The following is a 17629-nucleotide window of genomic DNA, read 5'->3' as shown; positions in this document are numbered from 1 at the left end:
CGTGTGCGCGGTGGGGGCGCAACGGGAGGACGGCCCGCGCACAGGGCCCGCGGGTTCGGGCGCGCTGTCACCGCGTGCGCGGTGATCGGGCGCGAGCTCACCGCGCGCCCACCCCGCCACGGACGCGCCGACCCCGGGGCGACCTCAGGACCCGGCCGGGCTCACCGCCGGCGGAACGCCTGCACCGCGGCGGCGGTCTCGGCGGCGATGAGGTCGGCGTTCACGGCCGCCCCCGCCATCAACCCCGCCCCGGCGGCCGTGACGACCTGCGCCTGGGGGTCGGTGACGTTGCCCGCCAGGTGCAGTCCGGGGACCGAGGTGGTGCCGCCGGGGCCGGAGGGGTAGCGGTCGCCGATCTCGGTGCCGAGCAGCACGACGGGCTCCTTCGCCAGCCCCAGCGCGTCCAGGACGGGGGAACTCACCCGGACGGGCGCCGAGACGACCAGCGCCTGCCGGTCCACGACCGTCCCGTCGGCCAACCGGACCCCGGTCAGGACGTCGTCCTTCGTGACGACCTCGGCGATCTCGCCGTCGACGATGCGCACCCCGCGGGCCAGGAGCTCCTCGCGGCGCTCGGCGGGCAGTTGCGGACCGGTGTGCGTGAAGTACACCAGGTCCGCGCTCCACTGCCGGAACAACCACGCGCCGTGGCTGGACAACGGGTTCGCGCCGACGACGCCGATGGCCTGGTCGGCGACCTCGAAACCGTGGCAGTAGGGGCAGTGCACCACGTCGCGGCCCCAGCGCTCGGCCAGGCCGGGAACCGCGGGGAGTTCGTCGACCAGGCCGGTGGCGACGACCAGTCGCCGGGACCGGAACTCGCCGAGGTCGGTCTGCACGGTGAAACCCTCCTCGGTGCGGGTCGCGCCGTGGGCGCTCGCGCGCAGCACCTGCCCGCCGTAGCGGACGACCTCCTGCGCGCCCAGTCGCTGGAGGTCGGCGGGTGCCAGCCCGTCGCGGGTCAGGAAGTTGTGGACCCCGTGGGCCGGGGCGTTGCGGGGTTTCCCGGCGTCGAGGACCAGGACGGTGCGGCGGGCGCGGCCGAGGGCCACGGCGGCGCTCAGCCCGGCGGCCCCGCCGCCGACCACGACGACGTCGTAGGAGTTCGCGTTCATGCTCCCAGGGTGTTCGGGGCCGGCCGACCGGCCCAGCGTTGTTGCCGGAACGGCAACTCCCGTGATCTCGTGGTGCGATGGAGATCGCCGAGGTCCTCGCCGGGGTCGGGCCCAGGCTGCGCCGGTTGCGCACCGACGCCGGGCACACCCTCGCCGAGGTGGGTTCGGCGACCGGCATCTCCGTCAGCACGCTGTCGCGGCTGGAGTCCGGCGGCCGCAGGGCGACGCTGGAACTGCTGCTGCCGCTGGCCGAGCACTACGGGGTCGGGCTCGACGACCTCGTGCGGCCTGCGCGCAAGCCCGGGCGGCGCGCCGGCGGGAAGGGCATGACGTACGTCCCGCTGTCCTCCGTGCCCGGTGGCCTGCGCGCCTACAAGCAGGTCCTGGAACCCGGCGCCGGGGAGGACTCCGACGAGCAGAACGTCCACGAGGGCTACGAGTGGGTCTACGTCATGTCGGGACGGCTGCGGATGCGGCTGGGCGCCGACGACTTCCAGCTCACCGCCGGGGAGGCCGCGGAGTTCGACACGCGGTTGCCGCACCGGGTCAGCAACCCCGGCCTGCAGGTGGCCGAGGTCCTCGTCCTGTTCGGCGTCCAGGGTGAGCGCATGCACGTGCGCGCCCGGCCGAGGAAGGCCCGGTGAGCGTCAGGTCGCGGTGAGTTCGCGGACGACGATCGGGTGCAGCGGCCGGTCCGCGTAGAGCAGCCGCACCGCCTGCGGGTCGGGGTTCCCGGCGTCGTGACCGGTCCAGACGAGTTCCAGCCCGGCCCGCTCGGCGGCCGCCCTGGACCGCGTGTTGTGCTCCAGCAGGTAGGCCGTGACGGCGACGTCCGCACGCACCTGGTGCGCGGCGGCGGTCGCCGCCCGGATGATCTCCTGTGCGAAACCCCGGCCCCAGGACTGCCGGGCGAGCCGGTAGCCGAGGTTCCAGGCCAGACCCATCCGCAGGTCGCAGCCCCCGGTGCCCACGAGGTCGCCGGTGACGGCGTCGCGGGCCACCCAGCTGCCCAGCCCGATGACCCGCCAGCTCTCCTCGATCAGGTCCAGCAGCTGGACCGTCGAGGCGCGCTCGGTGTGCCGGCGACTCGGGAAGTGCTCCCACACGGCGGGGTCGGAGTACAGCGTGAACACGTCGTCGACGTCGGCGGCCGTGGGGCGGGTCAGGACGAGGCGCTCGGTGCGGACCGTCCCGAAGTCGGTGCCGACGGCGTCGGGCTGGGCGGGGTCCGAGGTCACCCCGCCAGGGTCGCACGACGCCGTACCGGGCCAGGACGCAACAGATCCGGCGCGCACCGCGTCCTACCGTGTCAGGACACCACGGGAAGGACCGACATGAGCACCGCACCGACCCTCCGGCGGGCCGCGACCCTCGCGCTGAGCGCCACCGCCCTGGCGCTGACCGTGGCCTGTTCCGGCGGGGGGACCGCGACCGCCACGGACACGGTGACCAGCAGCACCACGACCACGACCACCACCACCAGCCCCGCGCCGTCGGCCGCCGCGACCAGCGCGAGCCCCGCCACCGTCCCGGCCGGCGCGGGAACCGCCACGACGGTCGACCTCGACGGCGACGGCGCGCCCGACACGCTGTGGCTCGCGGACGTCGACGGGACGCGGGAACTCGGCGTCCGGACCGCGACCGGAGGTTCCTCGGTCGAGTTCACCTCCGCCGCGCCGCAGGCCGCCTCGGCCTCGGCCGCCGTCCTCGCGTCCCGTGCGCCGGTGGTCCTGCTGGACACCGGGCGCTCGGTGCAGGTGTACGTCTACCGCGCCGAGTCCGGGCTCGGTCCGGTGCGCGGGGTGGAGGGGCAGCAGTACTCCTTCAGCCTGGGGTTCACCGGGTACGGAACGGGGCTGGTCTGCGAACCGGAGGCCGACGGCCTGCACCTGTACGGCGAGAACGCCACCTCGGACGATGCGGACCTGTTCACCGTCACGCGCACCGAGGTGACCGTCAGCGCCGAGCACTCGACGGCCACGAACGGCGACACGCAGACCCTCGGCGCGGGCCTGTCCGCCGACGACCCGCTCGTGCAGGCCGCGCACGGGACGACCTGCGGCGACGGGGGAGTGGCGTCCGAGCCGGCGTGAGCAGTCGCGGCACCTCCCGCCCCGCTGCCTCCCGGTGCGAGGGTGGGTCCCGTGACGTGGGGCCCCGACGATCCCGGTGTCGTCCGCTTGCCCGGCGGCTCGCTCGTGCGGGGGCGCGCGCTGCGCCGCCCGCTGCCTCCCGGCGCGGAACCGGAGTTCGGGCTCTACCTGCTGGGGCGGTCACCGTCAGTGCCGTGGCCGTCCCGGTGGGTGCGCTGGCCCGACGTCCGGCTGCCCGCCGATCCCGCCGACCTGCGCGACGCGCTGACCGAGGTGCTGCGGCGTGCGGCGACCGAGCGCGTCGAGATCGCCTGCGGTGGCGGGCGGGGCCGGACCGGGACGGCGCTCGCCTGCCTCGCCGTGCTCGACGGGGTACCGGCGGACCGGGCCGTGGCCTGGGTCCGCGAGCACTACGACCCGCGGGCGGTCGAGACGCCGTGGCAGCGCCGGTTCGTCGCGCGCCGGTGACCGGCGCGGGTCAGGAACCCGATCACCGGCCCGGTCAGGGGCGGGCGTAGCGGCGGCGGAACTTCTCGACGCGGCCCTCGGTGTCCAGGACGCGGGCGGTGCCGGTCCAGAACGGGTGGCTCGCGGCGGACACGTCGACGTCGACGACGGGGTAGGTCCCGCCGTCCTCCCACTCGATCGTCGGCAGGTCGCGCGTCACCAGCGTGGACCTCGACAGGAACGCGGTGCCGGCGGACTTGTCGCGGAAGACGACGTCGCCGTAGGTGGGGTGGATCTCGCTCTTCACGACGGCTCCTAGATGGGAATGATTGTCGGTCGCGGTAGTGTTGCACGGACCGTACGGCGATCAGAGGGAGTGGACGTGTCGGCTCGTTGCCAGGTGACCGGGGCCCGACCCGGGTTCGGGAAGTCCGTCTCGCACTCGCACCGCCGGACCAACCGGCGCTGGGACCCCAACCTCCAGCGCAAGAAGTACTTCGTGCCCTCGCTGGGGCGCACGGTCACGCTGACCGTGTCGGCGCGGGGCATCAAGACCATCGACCGCCACGGCCTCGAGGCCGTGGTGGCGCAGATCCGAGCGCGAGGGGAGCGCATCTGATGGCGAAGTCCGCCGACGTCCGTCCGGTGATCAAACTCCGGTCCACGGCCGGGACCGGGTACACCTACGTGACCCGCAAGAACCGCCGCAACGACCCGGACCGCATGGTGGTCCGCAAGTACGACCCGGTCGCCCGGCAGCACGTCGACTTCCGCGAGGAACGCTGATGGCCAAGACGTCGAAGATCGCCCGGAACGCCCGGCGGCAGGCCGTCGTCGACCGCTGGGCGCAGCGGCGTCGTGAGTTGAAGCGGACCGCGGTGGGCCCGCACGTGGGTGCCGGGGAACGCGCGGCGGCGCAGCTGGCGCTGCAGAGGATGCCGCGCGACGCGAGCCCCACGCGGCTGCGGAACCGGGACGTCGTGGACGGCCGGCCCCGCGGGTACCTGCGCACGTTCGGCGTCTCACGCGTGCGGTTGCGGCAGATGGCGCACGCCGGGGAACTGCCCGGCGTCACGAAGTCGAGTTGGTGAGGGGAACCCCGTGAAGGTCGTCAAGTCCCTGAAGTCGCTGAAGCAGAAGGACGGCTCGATCGTCGTCCGCCGGCACGGCGAGGTGTTCGTGGTCAACAAGCGCAACCCCCGGTGGAAGGCCCGCCAGGGCTGAGAGGCACCATGGCGGCGTGAGCGAGGTGCAGTTGCGCGAGGAACCGCCCGGTGGTGACGCCGGGCGGTTCCTGCGTTCGGCGTTCTGGTCGGAGGTCTCCGAGATCGCGGACCTGCCCGCGGACGAGGACGGCGCCCCGCCCGGGGACCTCGTGGACCTGGTGCCGCCGCGCGGTGCGTTCGTCGTCGCCGTCCGCGGTGACGAACCCCTGGGGTGCGTCGGGGTCCGCGAACTGGCCGACTCCTCGGTCGAGGTCAAGCGCCTCTACGTCTCGGGTGCGGCGCGTGGTCTCGGCGTCGGCCGACGGTTGCTGACGTGGTGCGAGGACTGGGCGCGCAGCCGCGGCGCCGCCCGACTCGTGCTGGACACCCACGGGGCGCTGACCGCGGCGCGCGGCCTGTACGGATCCGCGGGTTTCGTCGAGGTCGAGCCGTACAACGACAACCCGCACGCCCAGCTGTGGTTCGCGAAGGCGCTGACCTCAGGGGACCGGTGACACGTGGGGGAACCCACGGTGCACGGCAGCACGGTGCGGGTGACCGGCCGCCCTCGGGACCGGCCGGTCACCCGACCCCGGGCTCTTCGTGGTGCAGTCGCCGAGCGAGCCCACCTGCGGACGGTCACGCCGCCGTGAACGCCGGGGTGGGGGGGACCCGGGCGGTCCGCCGAGGCTGACGGCGGCAGGGAACAGGAGTAGGAAGGGCGGCGTGCGCATCGAACTGAACGGGAAGTCGGCCCTCGTCACGGGGTCGAGCCAGGGCATCGGGCTGGCCATCGCGAAGGGTCTCGCCGCCTGCGGCGCGTCGGTGGTCCTGACCGGCCGCGACGAGGACAAGCTCGCGCAGGCGGCCGAGGGCGTCGACGGCGAGGTCAGGACGGTGGTCGGGGACATCACCACCGTGGCGGGGCACTCCGACCTCGTGGCCGCCGTCCCCGAGGTCGACGTCCTGGTCAACAACCTCGGCGTCTTCGGGGCGGCCGACCCCCTGCAGATCAGCGACGACGAGTGGCGGCGCTACTTCGAGACGAACGTCCTGACCGCCGTCCGGCTCACCCGGCACTACCTGCCGGGCATGACCGCGAAGGGCTGGGGACGGGTCCAGTACATCTCCAGCGACTCCGCCGTCGTGACGCCCGCGGAGATGATCCACTACGGCGTCTCCAAGACGGCGCTGCTCGGCGTGCACCGGGGTTTCGCCAAGGCCGTCGCCGGAACGGGCGTGACGGTGAACAGCGTGCTGGCCGGGCCGACGCACACCGGTGGCGTGGAGGACTTCGTCCGCGAACTCGTGCCCGGCGACCTGCCGTGGGAGGAGGCGCAGCGCGAGTTCATGACGAAGCACCGGCCGCAGTCGTTGCTGCAGCGGCTCATCGAACCCGAGGAGATCGCGAACATGGTCTGCTACCTCGCCTCGCCGCTGGCCTCGGCGACGACGGGAGCCGCCGTCCGGGTGGACGGCGGCTACGTCGACGCGATCGTCCCCTAGAGGGAGTTCGCGAGTTCGCGGGCCTTCGCCGTCGCGGCCTCGAACTCCGCCACGCTGCGGTCCTTCAGCCCGGCGAGGTCGGGGAGGCGGTCGGCCAGCGTGGCGCTCGTCTGGACGACGTGCACCTGCATGCCCAGGGAGTTCCCGAGGATGATCTGCAGGACGGGAACACCGTGGTCCCAGCCCTCGGTCGGGCTGCCCGCGTCGTAGGTCGCGCCCCGGGAACTCACGACGACGGCGGGCCGGCCGGCCAGCGGCTGCGAACCCTCCCCGGCCAGCGCGCCCGGGATGTGCATGTGGTCCAGCCACACCTTCAGCGTGGACGGGACCGTGTAGTTGTACAGCGGCGCCCCGATGACGACGACGTCCGCGGCCAGGATCTCGGCCTGCAGGGTGGCGGTCAGGGCGTCCTGCTCGGCGGGCACCTGTGCGCCGGGCAGGCGGTCGGCCGCCGGCCAGTGCTGCTCGTTGGTCGCGAAGTGCGGCAGCGGATCGCGCTGCAGGTCGCGGTAGGTGACGGTGAAGTCGTCGCCCCGCGCCTTCCACGCGTCGGCGAACGACGCCGTGATGGCCCGCGATCGCGACGTCGCGAGGTCGGCGGAGGAGTCCAGGTGCAACAGGTGCGGCATGGCCGCAGGCTACTCAGGCCCCCGGCAGCGGTTCCCGTGCGGTGAGCCGGGTGGTGCCGACCGCCGGGGGGACCGGCAGGTACCGGCCGGCGTACTCCTCGGCGGGCAGGGGTTCGGAGAACAGGTAGCCCTGCCCGTAGCGCACCCCCAGCCGCAGCAGGTGCTCGCGCTGCGGCTCCGACTCGATCCCCTCGGCGAGCACGTCCAGGCTCAGCGCACCGGCCATGGCCTGCACGGCGGCCACCAGCGGGGCGTCCTGCTCGGTGACGGTGGTCACGACCGACCGGTCGAGCTTCAGCAGCCGGACGGGGAAGCGGTGCAGGTAGTCCAGGGACGTGTACCCGGTGCCGTAGTCGTCGAGGTGGATGCCGACGCCCGCGGCGTCCAGCAGGGACAGCGTCTCGGTGGTGGGGCCGTTCTCGTGCAGCCGCTCGTGCTCGGTGATCTCCAGGTGCAGCAGGCGCGGCGGAACTCCGGCGCGGTCGAGCGCGGTCAGCACGCGGTCGGCCAGGTCGGGTTCGGCGAGGCTGTCGGGCGTGAGGTTGACGCTGACCGGCAGCACCGGCCGTCCCTGGTCCAGCCACCGCGCCACCTGGCCGAGCACCGCGTCGAGGACCGTCGCGTCGAGCAGGCTGTCCAGGTCGTTGTCCGCGACCAGCCCGAGGAAGTCGGCCGGCGCCAGCAGCCCCCGCGCCGGGTGGCACCAGCGGACGAGGGCCTCGGCGCCGACGGCCCGGCCCGTGCCCAGGTCCACCAGCGGCTGGTAGTGCACCACCAGCTGCCCGACCTCCGGCGAGCGCCCGTCGAGCAGCCGGCGGATCTCGCTGCTCAACGTGTACCGGCGGGCCACCTCCACGCGCATGCTGGGGTGGAAGGTGACCGCACGGGTCCCGCCGGCGTGCTTGGCCGCGTACATGGCGACGTCGGCGTGGGTGAGCAGTTCGGCCAGGGTGCCGCTGGTGCCGTCCTGCTCGAGGGCGGTGCCGATGCTGGCCCCGACGCGCAGGACCAGGTGGTCGACGACGACGGGCGCCTCCAGCGACCGCAGCAGCCGCTGGGCGACGGCGTCGGCGCCGGCCGCCGACGTGAGCACGACGAACTCGTCACCACCGAGCCGCGCGACCACGCCGGACGTGCCGGTGGCCCCGAGGAGCCGGTCGCGCACGGCCAGGAGCAACGCGTCACCGGCGTCGTGGCCGTGGGTGTCGTTGACCTGCTTGAACTCGTCGAGGTCCACGAGCAGCAGGGCGCACGCCTGGTCGGGGTCGCGGTCCTCGTGGGCGCGGGCCAGGCCGCGGCGGTTGGCCAGGTCGGTCAGGGGGTCGTGCTCGGCCAGGTGCTCGCTGGAGCGCAGGGCCGCGCTGGCGCGCAGCAGGCACAGGCCCGCGACCACCGCGCCGGCCACCGGGACCGTCCAGCCGGGCAGCCCGGCGGCTCCGCCGGCCCCGGCGACCCACCACGTGCCGGCGGGGACGAGGACCAGCGGGAGCATGCCCAGCAGCGCGCCGGAGGGGCGTCGGCGCCGGGCGAACGTCTCGGCCGTGAAGGCGGCCGTCATGGAGGGGTGCACCGCCGCCAGGCCGATGACCAGCACCGCCAGTGCGCCGAGGCTCTGGGCGGGTTCCCCCGGCAGCGCCAGCCGGCGACCGTGCAGGGCCGACGTCAGGTCGTAGCAGATGGTGAGCAGGGCGCCGACGAGCAGCAGCCAGGAACTCGCCCGCAGCCCGCGCCGGGTCAGCGTGAAGCGCAGCAGGACGCCGAGCAGGGCGACGTCGACCGTGGCGACCACGATGGCGGTCGCGGCTGCCCGGCCGGAGGCCAGCGTGGCCAGCAGCTGGGCGGCGACCAGCCCCAGGACCGTCACCACCACGACGAGGTCGAGCCGGCTGGCGCGGGTCCTCTCCGCCTGCTGGCGGCCGCTGCGGCCCACGTGCAGGACGACGACCACGGCGACGGCCTGACCCGCCCACACCAGGGGGGTGGTCACGTCGTCCAGGACACCGCGGGCCTGCACCAGCACCCCGGCCGTGGCCCACAGCGCGAGCATCAGCCCCACCAGCGGCCAGGCCGGCCCGCGCGGCCGGTGCCACAACGAGCCGGCCACCACGAGCAGGACCGAGACCACCGAGGCGACCGTCACGGCGGGCGAGCGCCAGCCGGGGACGAGCGCACTCAGCACGCACAGCAGAACGGCCGCGGCCGACAGCAGCCACGTCCACACCGCAGCGGGACGCCCCTCAGTGCTCACGTCCGGTTCTCGGCGGCGGGCACCGGCCGCTTGAGGAACCCGGTGCCGCGAACGCCCGGGTGGCCCAGTCGGCAGGCGGTGGCCCTCCTCCTCGGCGAGCATCGGAGGATGGAGGACCGCACCGGCCGCGTCACCGTCTTCGCCCCCTCGCCCGTGCTGCGCGTGCTGGTGGAACCGACCACCGCGGACCAGCCGGAGATCCACCTGCACCCGGGCGGGCAGGGCACCTGGGTGGCGCGGATGGCGGCCCGGCTGCACGCCGACGTGTCCCTCTGCCTGCCCGTCGGCGGCGAGTCGGGCACGGCCCTGGTCGCGCTGCTGTCGGCCGAGGGGGTGCGGCCGCTGCCGGTGGCGACGGCGGGGACGACGGCGACGGTGGTGCTGGACCACCGGGACCACGCGGACAGCGCCGACGCCGAGGAGGGGCACCGGGTCGCCGCGTCGACGTCCACCCTGACCCGCCACGAACTCGACGACCTGTTCACCACGACGATCTCGGCCTGCCTGGACTCGGCGGTGCTCGTCCTCACCGGTTCCGAGCACGGTGACGTGCTGCCGGCGGCGACGTTCACCCGGCTGGCCGCCGACGCCCGCGCCCAAGGGGTCCTCGTCGTCGCGGACCTGTCGGGTGACGAGCTCGCCGCGGCGCTCGAAGGCGGGGTCGACGTCCTGAAGGTCTCGCACGACGAACTGCCCGGGGAGGAGGCCGACGCCGCCGACGCCGGCGAACTGCTGGCCCGCGCCGGGGAGCTGCAGGCGCAGGGCGCTCACCACGTCCTGGTGACGCGCGCCGCGCACCCGCCGCTGCTGCGGACCGAGGCCGGGGAGGTGCACGAGCTGCAGGCCCCGCAGTTCACCGCGGTGCAGTTCCGCGGTGCCGGGGACGCCATGAGCGGAGCCGTCGCCGCCGCCCTGGCGAGCGGCGACGACGTCGTGCGGGCCGTCCGCACGGCGGCGGCCGCCGGTGCGCTCAACGTCACCCGGCAGGGCTACGGCACCGGGAGCGCGCACGCGGTGGAGGCCGTGGCGCAGCGGGTGCGGGTCGTCGACCCGGGCTGAGGGCCGCCGCTCAGGCGACCTCCGCCACGACCGGGCGCGGTGCCTCCGGCCGGGCCGGGGGACGGCGCCACCGTGCGACCAGCCGGCACACCAGGTAGATCGTGAACGAGACCGTCGTCACGTAGGGGCTGATCGGCACCGACGAGCCCAGCGCCAGCAGCATCCCGCCGACCATCGCCGTCAGCGCGAAGGCCACCGACAGCAGCGGCACGACGAAGGGGGAGTGGCTCACCCGGGTCGCCGCCGCGGCGGGGGTCACCAGCAGCGCCAGGACCAGCAGGGCGCCCACGACCTGCACGCTCATCGCGACCGCCAGGCCGAGCACGAGCATGAACAGCGGCGACAGCGCCCGCACCGGAACCCCGCGGGCCGCGGCGACGTCGGGGTCGAGGCTGGCGAACAGCAGCGGCCGCCACATCACCAGCAGCGCCACCAGCACGATCGCGGCCAGCACCGCGAGGGACACCAGCTGCGGGTTGTCGACCGCGACGATCTGACCCGTCAGCAGGCCGAACTTGTTGGCCGCGCGGCCTTCGTACAACGCCAGGAACAGCACGCCCAGGCCCAGGCCGAAGGGCATGAGCACGCCGATCGCGGAGTTGTGCTCGCGCGCCCGGCTGCCCAGGACGCCGAACAGCACGGCCGCCAGCACCGAGCCGAACAGCGACCCGACGACGACGTTCACACCGATCAGCAGCGCGAACGCGGCCCCGGCGAAACTCAGCTCGGCGATGCCGTGCACCGCGAACGGCAGGTCGCGGGCGACGATGAAGACGCCGACGAGGCCGCCGATCAGGCCCAGCAGCGCCCCGGCGTACAGGGAGTTGTGGACCAGGTCGAGGAGGGCGCCGTAGTCGGAGAAGTCGATGATCTCCTCCCACGCGATGTTCGTCACGATGCTTCCTCGTGTTCGTGGGAGTGCGGGTGATCGCTGGGCGCGGCGCCGCCGGCGACCAGCAGCCGTCCGTTGGAGCGCAGGACCTCCACGGGGGAGCCGTACAGGTCCGACAGCGTCGCGGAGTTCATGACGGCCTCGGGGGTGCCGATGCGGAACCGCCCGTTCGCCAGGTAGAGCACCCGGTCGGCGTAGGGCAGGACCGGGTTGACGTCGTGGGTGACGAACAGGACGGCCGCGCCGGTGCGCACCCGGCTCTCGTGGAACAGGGCGCTGACGGCGCCGGAGTGGTTCAGGTCCAGGGACAGCAGCGGCTCGTCGGCCAGCAGCAGTTCCGGGTCGCCGACGATGCTCTGCGCGACGCGCAGCCGCTGCTGCTCGCCGCCGGACAGCCGCCCGACGGGGGCGTCGGCGTAGTCGGTGGCCCCGACGGCGGCGAGCACCCGGTCGACGGAGGCCTTGGCCCTGCGCGACGGCAGCAGCGGTCCCCAGCGGTGACCGTCGAGGCCGAGGCGGACGAAGTCGCGCGCCCGCAGCGGGGTGTCGCGGTCCAGACCCTTCTGCTGCGGCACGTAACCGATGCGGCGGTCACCGCGCTGGACGGGACGGCCACCGACCTCGACGGTGCCGCGCTCCAGCGGCTGCTGACCCAGGACGACCTTCAGCAGGCTCGACTTGCCCGCGCCGTTCGCGCCCAGGACGGCGATGAACTCGCCGGGGGCGACGTCGAGGTCGAGGCCGGACCACAGCCGGCGGGCGCCGTAGGCCAGCGACGCGCCCGCCAACCGCAGGGCCGGGGTGCTCACTGGGACAGCGCCGCCGTGATCGCGTCGACGTTCTCGGTCATCCACGTCGTCCAGTCCTTGCCCTCGGGGAGCGTCTCGGTCACCGGCACCACCGCGATGCCGTTGTCCCGCGCAGCCGCCAGGACCTGCTCGGTCTGCGGGCCGGTGGTCTGCTCGTTGTGGACGAGGGCCTGGACCTGGTGCTGCGTGAACAGGGCCAGTGTCTCCTGCAGGACGTCGGCCGGGACGTCGGTCTCCTCCTCGATGGCCTCGGAGAACGCCTCGGGTGTGGCGTCCGTGGCGCCGAGGGCCTCGAGCAGGTAGCCGGGGACGGGCTCGGTGATCGCGACGGGCCGGCCCTGGACGGTGGCGGCGGCGGTCTGGATCTTCTGCTCGAGGGTGTCCAGGCCGGCTTCGAAGGTCTCCAGGTTGGCCTCGAAGGTGCCGGCGTCGTCGGGGGAGGCCTTCGCCAGCTCGTCCTCGAGGGCCTGGGCGACCTTGCGGACGGTCTCGACGTCGTACCAGACGTGCTCGTTGAGCTCCTCGCCCGCCTCCGCCGTCCTGCCGGAGATCTCGACGGCGTTCAGGACCGTGGCCTGCGAGTCCGCGGCGTTCAGCATGGTGTCGACGAAGTCGTCGTAGCCCCCGCCGTTCTCGATGACGACGGTGGCGCGGGAGAGCTCCAGCTGGGTGCGGGTGCTGGCCTCGTAGCTGTGCGGGTCGGCGCTGGGGTCGTCGATGATCGAGGTGACCGTCGCGGCGTCGCCGGCGATGGACGAGGCGATGGAGCCGTAGACGTTCGTCGACGCCACCACGCTCAGGCCCTCGGGCGCCTCCGCCGAGGCGCTGCCGTCGTCACCGCAGGCGCCCAGCGCGAGGGTGGCGGCCAGGGCGGTGGCGAGGGCGAGGGACGAACGGCGCGACAGCATGCGACGGCTTCCTGACGATGGGAACGATTCGCAACAACTGTACCCCGGTGTCGAGCCCGATCGACCGCGTGAAGCTGCGAGCAGCCTCCGGGTGCGCTGCGGGGAGGTGTCCAGCACTGCTGGACGTTCAATGTCCTTGGACGTTCGTGCGGTGGCTGGGCGACCGGCAGGCGCGGATCGTGGAAGGTCCTTGACCTCCAGCTCGCTGAAGGAGTCCTCGGCGCTGCCGTCGCACCGGTGATCGCGGCGCTCGACGGAGCACCCGTCCGGCTCGTGGTGGTGGGTGCCGTTGCTCGCGACGTCCTCCACGTCGGGTCGCCGCCCGTGCGACGAGGATCGGGCGAGGTCGTCCGGAAATTTCCGGAGACTGGCAGACTGCCTTCGGACCCGAGGAGGCACAGTTGGCGGATCAGGTGACGGAACCCACGGCGAAACGGACCACCATCCAGGACGTGGCCCGGGAGGCCGGCGTCTCGGTGGCGACGGTGTCGCGCGCGCTCAACGAGCGCAGCGACGTCGCGGCCCAGACCCGCGAACGGGTGCGCCAGGTGGCGACCGAGCTCGGTTTCCGCTCCAACCGCCAGCCGCGTCGGTCCGACCCGACGGCCCTGACGGTGGGCATCCTCACCAGCGACACGGTCGGGCGGGTCAGCATGCCCGTCCTGCTCGGGGCCGAGAACGCCCTCGGTGCCGGGCGGGTGGCCGTGCTGCTGTGCGACGCGCGCGGCGACGCCATCCGCGAGGCGCACTACCTGCGGATCCTCCTCGAGCGCCGCGTCGACGGCATCGTCGTGGTCGGCGAGCATCCCGAGCCGCGGACCCCGCTGGCCGAGGGTCTGCCCGTTCCGGTCGTCTACGCCTACGCCCCCTCGACCTCCCCTGAAGACCTGTCGCTGGTGGCGGACAACGAGACTGCGGCCTACGAGGCCACCCGGCACCTCGTCGCGCTGGGACGGCGGCGGATAGCGCACGTGACCGGCCCGCACGGCCGGGCGGCCGCGCTGGAGCGCGAGGCCGGCATGCGCCGAGCACTGACCGAGGCGGGTCTGGACGTGCACGGCGACGTCCTGCACGGTGGGGACTGGTCGCAGCGGTGGGGCCGGCAGGCGGCGGCCATGGTGCTGACCGGGCGCCCCGACGTCGACGCGGTCTTCTGCGGCAGCGACCGCATCGCCGCCGGCGTGCTGGACACGCTGCGCGAGCAGGGGCGGCGGGTGCCCGAGGACGTCTCGGTCGTCGGCTTCGACAACTGGGACATCGTCGCGGCGGAGACGCGCCCCCCGCTGTCCAGCGTGGACATGCAGTTGGAGCAGCTCGGCGCCGAGGCCGCGCGCCACCTCGTCCGGGCCATCAACGGCACGTCGGAGCGAGGCCTCCGGCGGCTTCCGTGCCGCTTGGTGCTGCGGGAGTCGACGACCTTTGCGCCGTAAAAAGACCGGAAATACCGGAAGAACTTGACGAAGTTCCGGGGCTGCGACAGGCTCTGAGCACTGCCTGCAGCACGTGGGGTGGTGATGACGGTCGCAGCCCCGCGGAGATGCGGGCCGGCCGTCGACCCTGGCCGGCCCCGTGGCCGTCAGGGGTTCAGACCGCCGGTGGTGCGAGGACGCACCCCAGTCCGGAAGGACGTCCGATGCTCCGATCGACCCGTCGCACCCTCGTGGCCGTCGCCCTCACGGGCACCCTCGCCCTGACCGCCTGCGGCGGAGGCAGCGAGGACACCGCCGCCGAAGGTGGGGACAGCGTCACCATGTGGGCGCGCGCCGCCACCTCCAGCCAGAGCCAGGCCCTCGTCGACGCCTACAACGCCTCGCACGACACCCAGGTCCAGCTCACCGTGGTGCCCACCGACAACTACCTGCAGAAGGTGGGGGTGGCCGCGGGCTCGCAGGACCTGCCGTGCCTGCTGGCCTCCGACGTGGTCTACGCGCCGGACTTCATCTCCAAGAACCTCTTCCAGGACCTCACCGACCGGGTCGACGCGCTGCCCTTCGCCGGTGACCTGGCTCCCGCCCACATGCAGCAGGGCACGGTGGACGGCGCGAAGTACGTCCTGCCGCACACCATCGGCATGTCCGCGGTGTTCCAGAACGACGTGCTGCTCCAGCGCGCCGGCATCGACCCCGCTGTGCCGATCACGAGCCTGGAGCAACTGGCGGAGAACGCCACGAAGGTCGCCGCGCTCGGCCCGGACGTGACCGGCCTCTACTTCACCGGCAACAACGGCGGCAGCATCGCCTTCACCCACTTCCCGACGGTGTGGGCCTCGGGCGGACAGGTCCTGTCCGAGGACGGCGAGTCCGCCACCCTCGACGATCCGAAGACCGCGGCTGCGTTCCAGGTGTTCAACGACCTGTACAAGGCCGGGGTCGTGCCGGACAGCGCCCGCAACGAGACCGGCGCCACCCGCAACGAGGTGTTCGCCGGAGGGAACGTCGGCTACATGCTCGCCAGCAACTCCGTCCTGGAGACCGTCGACGAGACCGACCAGCTGAAGATCGGCGTCCAGGGGATTCCCGGCGTCGACGGCGGCGTGAGCACGTTCGTCGGCGGCGACGTCATCGGCATCTCCTCCTCGTGCGAGCAGGCCGATGCCGCCTGGGACTTCCTGGAGTGGTCCGTGGGTGACGAGGCGCAGGTCCAGGTGTACGCCAAGGCCCACCAGCTGACCGTCCGCACCGATCTGGCCGCCAACGAGTTCTCCGCCGAGGACCAGCGCGTGCAGAAGCTCAACGAACTCGTCGCCGACGGGCAGACGCCGAACTCGGTGAAGTTCGGCCAGACCTTCAACGACCCGCAGGGGCCGTGGCTCGCCGTCGCCCGTGACGCGCTGTTCGGCGACGCACCCGCCGCACAGTCGCTGGCCGCCGGCCAGGACGCCGTCACCGAGTCGCTGGCGCCCTGATGGCCGTCATCCCCGGAACTCCTGCGCGGGCCGTCCGAGCCCGCGCGGGTGGAGCCGACCCGTCGGCCCGCCTGCGGCGCAGGCGCTCGCTCGTCGGGCTGGCCTACGCGCTGCCCACGGCCCTCGTCGTCGTCCTGCTGTTCGCGCTGCCGCTGGTGCTGTCGGTGTGGATGTCGCTCAACGACTGGCCGCTCATCGGCGAACGGTCGTTCAACGCTCCCGAGAACTACGCCGCGATCGCGGAGAACGACCTGTTCCTGTCCTCGATCTGGTTCACGGTGAAGTACACGGTCGTCGTGACCGTCCTGTACTTCGTCACCGCGCTGGGACTGGCGTTGCTGGTCCAGCAGTCGCGGCCTCTCGTCGGATTCTTCCGGACGGCGTTCTTCCTGCCCGCGGTCGTCGGGCTGGCCTCGGCGTCTCTGCTGTTCTACGCTTTGTACAACAACGAGTTCGGGCCCGTCGACGACGTGTTGCGGGCCCTGGGCCTGGCCTCCGGTGACGTCGACTTCCTGGGACAGCCGGACAACGCCTTCGTCTCCACCGTGGTCATGGTCACCTGGCGGTTCGCCGGGTTCAACATGCTCATCCTGCTCACCGGCCTGCAGGCGATCTCACCGGACGTGTACGAAGCGGCCCGCATGGACGGCGCGAACTGGTGGCAGACGCTCCGGTCGGTCACGTTGCCGCTGCTGCGGCCGACGATCGCGCTCATGCTGATCCTCAGCGTGACGGGTTCCCTGCTGGCGTTCGAACCGTTCTACGTCCTGACCGCGGGTGGGCCGAGCAACAGCACCGTGACGATGGTCATGGCGATGTTCCGCGAGGCGTTCACGCTCTTCGACCTCGGGTCGGCCGCCGCGTTGGCCCTGGTGCTGCTGGTGGTCCTCGTCCTGCTCAACGTCCTGCAGTTCCTGCTCGTGAAGAAGGGCGACGACTGATGGCAGTCCTGACCGCCGCGCGTACCGGCACCGGTGCCCGGACGCGTTCCGTCGCCTACTACGGCACGACCTCCGTCCTCGCCGTCCTGTTCATCAGCCCGCTGGTGTGGTCGCTGTTCAGTTCCGTCCACGGCTCCCGCGCCACGGGTGGTCGGGGCGGGTACGGCGTGGACAACTACCGGCGCCTCGTCGACTACGGCGAGGGGCTGAGCGTCTACGCCTGGAACAGCATCGTCATCTCGGTGCTCACCGTCGTCGGCGTCCTGGTCGTGACGGTGCTGGGCGGGTACGCGTTCGCCCGGTTCTCCTTCCCGGGCAAGAACCTGCTGTTCCTCGGGACGCTGGCGATCCTCATGATCCCGCACCCGACGATCCTCATCCCGCTGTACGAGATCCTGCGGACCGTCGGACTGCAGAACTCCCTCGTGGGGGTGGCCCTCGTCATGGTCATGTTCCAGCTGCCGTTCTCGCTGTTCATGATGCGCAACGCCTTCGAGGCCCTCCCCAAGGAGCTGGAGGAGGCGGCGATGCTGGACGGTTGCTCGTCGTTCGGGGCGCTGGTGCGCATCCTGCTGCGGGCCGTCGGTCCCGCGATGATCACCGTCGGCCTGTTCGCCTTCCTCGCCTCCTGGAACGAGTTCATCGCCCCGCTGATCTTCCTGTCCGAAGGATCGAAGTTCACCTTGCCGGTCGCACTGGTCAGCCTGCGGTCCGGCGAGCTCGGTGCCATCGACCTCGGCGCCCTGCAGGCAGGGATCGTCGTCACCGCCGTCCCCTGCCTCATCCTCTTCCTCCTGCTGCAGCGCTACTACGTCCGCGGCATCACCGCCGGCGCCGTCCGCGGCTGAACCGCCTCCCACACCTTCCTGGAG

General features: G+C 73.0%; 22 protein-coding genes. 14 read left to right on the top strand and 8 right to left on the bottom strand.

All coding sequences use genetic code 11. The annotated features are described in order from the left end of the window. Positions 1-161 precede the first annotated feature (161 nt). A complete protein-coding gene (locus ACRYR2_RS08785; RefSeq protein ID WP_432562472.1) occupies positions 162-1115 on the bottom strand; it encodes an NAD(P)/FAD-dependent oxidoreductase in 954 nt (317 codons plus the stop codon). Between the two features lie 77 nt (positions 1116-1192). Between ACRYR2_RS08785 and ACRYR2_RS08780 the strand changes: the two genes are divergently transcribed. Continuing rightward, the gene (locus ACRYR2_RS08780) at positions 1193-1759 is read left to right on the top strand and encodes a helix-turn-helix domain-containing protein (protein ID WP_432562471.1); all 567 of its coding nucleotides are present in this window, start codon (positions 1193-1195) and stop codon (positions 1757-1759) included. A gap of 3 nt (positions 1760-1762) precedes the next feature. Here ACRYR2_RS08780 and ACRYR2_RS08775 read toward each other — a convergent pair whose 3' ends face one another. Next, complete coding sequence (locus ACRYR2_RS08775) at positions 1763-2353, bottom strand: GNAT family N-acetyltransferase (protein WP_432562470.1); 591 nt, start codon at positions 2351-2353, stop codon at positions 1763-1765. A 96-nt stretch (positions 2354-2449) separates the two neighbouring features. Here ACRYR2_RS08775 and ACRYR2_RS08770 point away from each other — a divergent pair, with 96 nt between their 5' ends. Next, on the top strand, positions 2450-3208 hold the full coding sequence (locus tag ACRYR2_RS08770; protein WP_432562469.1) for a hypothetical protein: 759 nt from the start codon (positions 2450-2452) through the stop codon (positions 3206-3208). 51 nt (positions 3209-3259) lie between these two features. Continuing rightward, positions 3260-3676, top strand: a complete 417-nt coding sequence (locus ACRYR2_RS08765; RefSeq protein WP_432562468.1) for a protein-tyrosine phosphatase family protein — start codon at positions 3260-3262, stop codon at positions 3674-3676. A 34-nt stretch (positions 3677-3710) separates the two neighbouring features. Here the strand turns inward: ACRYR2_RS08765 and ACRYR2_RS08760 are convergent, their stop codons facing one another. Beyond that, positions 3711-3962, bottom strand: a complete 252-nt coding sequence (locus ACRYR2_RS08760; protein ID WP_432562467.1) for a type B 50S ribosomal protein L31 — start codon at positions 3960-3962, stop codon at positions 3711-3713. A 75-nt stretch (positions 3963-4037) separates the two neighbouring features. Here ACRYR2_RS08760 and rpmB point away from each other — a divergent pair, with 75 nt between their 5' ends. The 6 genes from rpmB to ACRYR2_RS08730 all read left to right on the top strand — a co-directional run bounded on the left by rpmB (position 4038) and on the right by ACRYR2_RS08730 (position 6366). Next, positions 4038-4274 (top strand): 50S ribosomal protein L28, encoded by a 237-nt coding sequence (gene rpmB / locus ACRYR2_RS08755; protein WP_432562466.1) that lies wholly within the window; start codon positions 4038-4040, stop codon positions 4272-4274. Then, entirely contained in the window at positions 4274-4441 is a 168-nt protein-coding gene (gene rpmG / locus ACRYR2_RS08750; RefSeq protein WP_432562465.1) for a 50S ribosomal protein L33, read from the top strand. Before rpmB ends, rpmG begins: the two co-directional genes overlap by 1 nt. Beyond that, positions 4441-4746 (top strand): 30S ribosomal protein S14, encoded by a 306-nt coding sequence (gene rpsN / locus ACRYR2_RS08745; protein ID WP_432562464.1) that lies wholly within the window; start codon positions 4441-4443, stop codon positions 4744-4746. Before rpmG ends, rpsN begins: the two co-directional genes overlap by 1 nt. Positions 4747-4756: 10 nt before the next feature. After that, complete coding sequence (locus tag ACRYR2_RS08740) at positions 4757-4879, top strand: ribosomal protein bL36 (protein ID WP_432562463.1); 123 nt, start codon at positions 4757-4759, stop codon at positions 4877-4879. Between the two features lie 16 nt (positions 4880-4895). Next, entirely contained in the window at positions 4896-5375 is a 480-nt protein-coding gene (locus ACRYR2_RS08735) for a GNAT family N-acetyltransferase (protein WP_432562462.1), read from the top strand. Positions 5376-5586: 211 nt separating this feature from the next. Continuing rightward, positions 5587-6366, top strand: coding sequence for an SDR family NAD(P)-dependent oxidoreductase (locus tag ACRYR2_RS08730; RefSeq protein ID WP_432562461.1), 780 nt, complete (start codon positions 5587-5589; stop codon positions 6364-6366). Here the strand turns inward: ACRYR2_RS08730 and ACRYR2_RS08725 are convergent. Both ACRYR2_RS08725 and ACRYR2_RS08720 read right to left on the bottom strand, forming a co-directional pair. Then, positions 6363-6995 (bottom strand): FMN-dependent NADH-azoreductase, encoded by a 633-nt coding sequence (locus tag ACRYR2_RS08725; RefSeq protein ID WP_432562460.1) that lies wholly within the window; start codon positions 6993-6995, stop codon positions 6363-6365. The genes ACRYR2_RS08730 and ACRYR2_RS08725 overlap by 4 nt on opposite strands. A gap of 13 nt (positions 6996-7008) precedes the next feature. Continuing rightward, positions 7009-9243: a putative bifunctional diguanylate cyclase/phosphodiesterase gene (locus ACRYR2_RS08720; protein ID WP_432562459.1), complete on the bottom strand. Its 2235-nt coding sequence runs from the start codon at positions 9241-9243 to the stop codon at positions 7009-7011. A gap of 108 nt (positions 9244-9351) precedes the next feature. On the opposite strand from ACRYR2_RS08720, the gene ACRYR2_RS08715 reads away from it, so the two are divergent. Beyond that, positions 9352-10302, top strand: coding sequence for a PfkB family carbohydrate kinase (locus tag ACRYR2_RS08715; RefSeq protein ID WP_432562458.1), 951 nt, complete (start codon positions 9352-9354; stop codon positions 10300-10302). 10 nt (positions 10303-10312) lie between these two features. Here the strand turns inward: ACRYR2_RS08715 and ACRYR2_RS08710 are convergent, their stop codons facing one another. From ACRYR2_RS08710 to ACRYR2_RS08700, 3 genes are read right to left on the bottom strand one after another with little or no spacing between them, the layout of a single operon-like run. After that, entirely contained in the window at positions 10313-11197 is an 885-nt protein-coding gene (locus ACRYR2_RS08710; protein ID WP_432562457.1) for a metal ABC transporter permease, read from the bottom strand. After that, complete coding sequence (locus tag ACRYR2_RS08705) at positions 11194-12003, bottom strand: metal ABC transporter ATP-binding protein (protein WP_432562456.1); 810 nt, start codon at positions 12001-12003, stop codon at positions 11194-11196. Before ACRYR2_RS08705 ends, ACRYR2_RS08710 begins: the two co-directional genes overlap by 4 nt. Further along, positions 12000-12911: a metal ABC transporter solute-binding protein, Zn/Mn family gene (locus ACRYR2_RS08700; RefSeq protein WP_432562455.1), complete on the bottom strand. Its 912-nt coding sequence runs from the start codon at positions 12909-12911 to the stop codon at positions 12000-12002. The genes ACRYR2_RS08705 and ACRYR2_RS08700 overlap by 4 nt, the downstream gene beginning before the upstream one ends. Positions 12912-13363: 452 nt before the next feature. Here ACRYR2_RS08700 and ACRYR2_RS08695 point away from each other — a divergent pair, with 452 nt between their 5' ends. The 4 genes from ACRYR2_RS08695 (at position 13364) to ACRYR2_RS08680 (ending at position 17605) form a co-directional block, all read left to right on the top strand. Next, on the top strand, positions 13364-14341 hold the full coding sequence (locus ACRYR2_RS08695) for a LacI family DNA-binding transcriptional regulator (RefSeq protein WP_432562454.1): 978 nt from the start codon (positions 13364-13366) through the stop codon (positions 14339-14341). Between the two features lie 203 nt (positions 14342-14544). Further along, positions 14545-15816, top strand: a complete 1272-nt coding sequence (locus tag ACRYR2_RS08690; RefSeq protein ID WP_432562453.1) for an ABC transporter substrate-binding protein — start codon at positions 14545-14547, stop codon at positions 15814-15816. Beyond that, positions 15816-16757 (top strand): carbohydrate ABC transporter permease, encoded by a 942-nt coding sequence (locus ACRYR2_RS08685; RefSeq protein ID WP_432562452.1) that lies wholly within the window; start codon positions 15816-15818, stop codon positions 16755-16757. The genes ACRYR2_RS08690 and ACRYR2_RS08685 overlap by 1 nt, the downstream gene beginning before the upstream one ends. Then, on the top strand, positions 16757-17605 hold the full coding sequence (locus ACRYR2_RS08680) for a carbohydrate ABC transporter permease (RefSeq protein WP_432562451.1): 849 nt from the start codon (positions 16757-16759) through the stop codon (positions 17603-17605). The genes ACRYR2_RS08685 and ACRYR2_RS08680 overlap by 1 nt, the downstream gene beginning before the upstream one ends. Positions 17606-17629 lie beyond the last annotated feature (24 nt).

This window comes from Kineococcus deserti (assembly GCF_050871945.1).
GTDB lineage: Bacteria > Actinomycetota > Actinomycetes > Actinomycetales > Kineococcaceae > Kineococcus.
The sequence above is the reverse complement of the archived record's forward strand: the minus strand, read 5'-3'. Positions and strand labels throughout refer to the sequence as shown.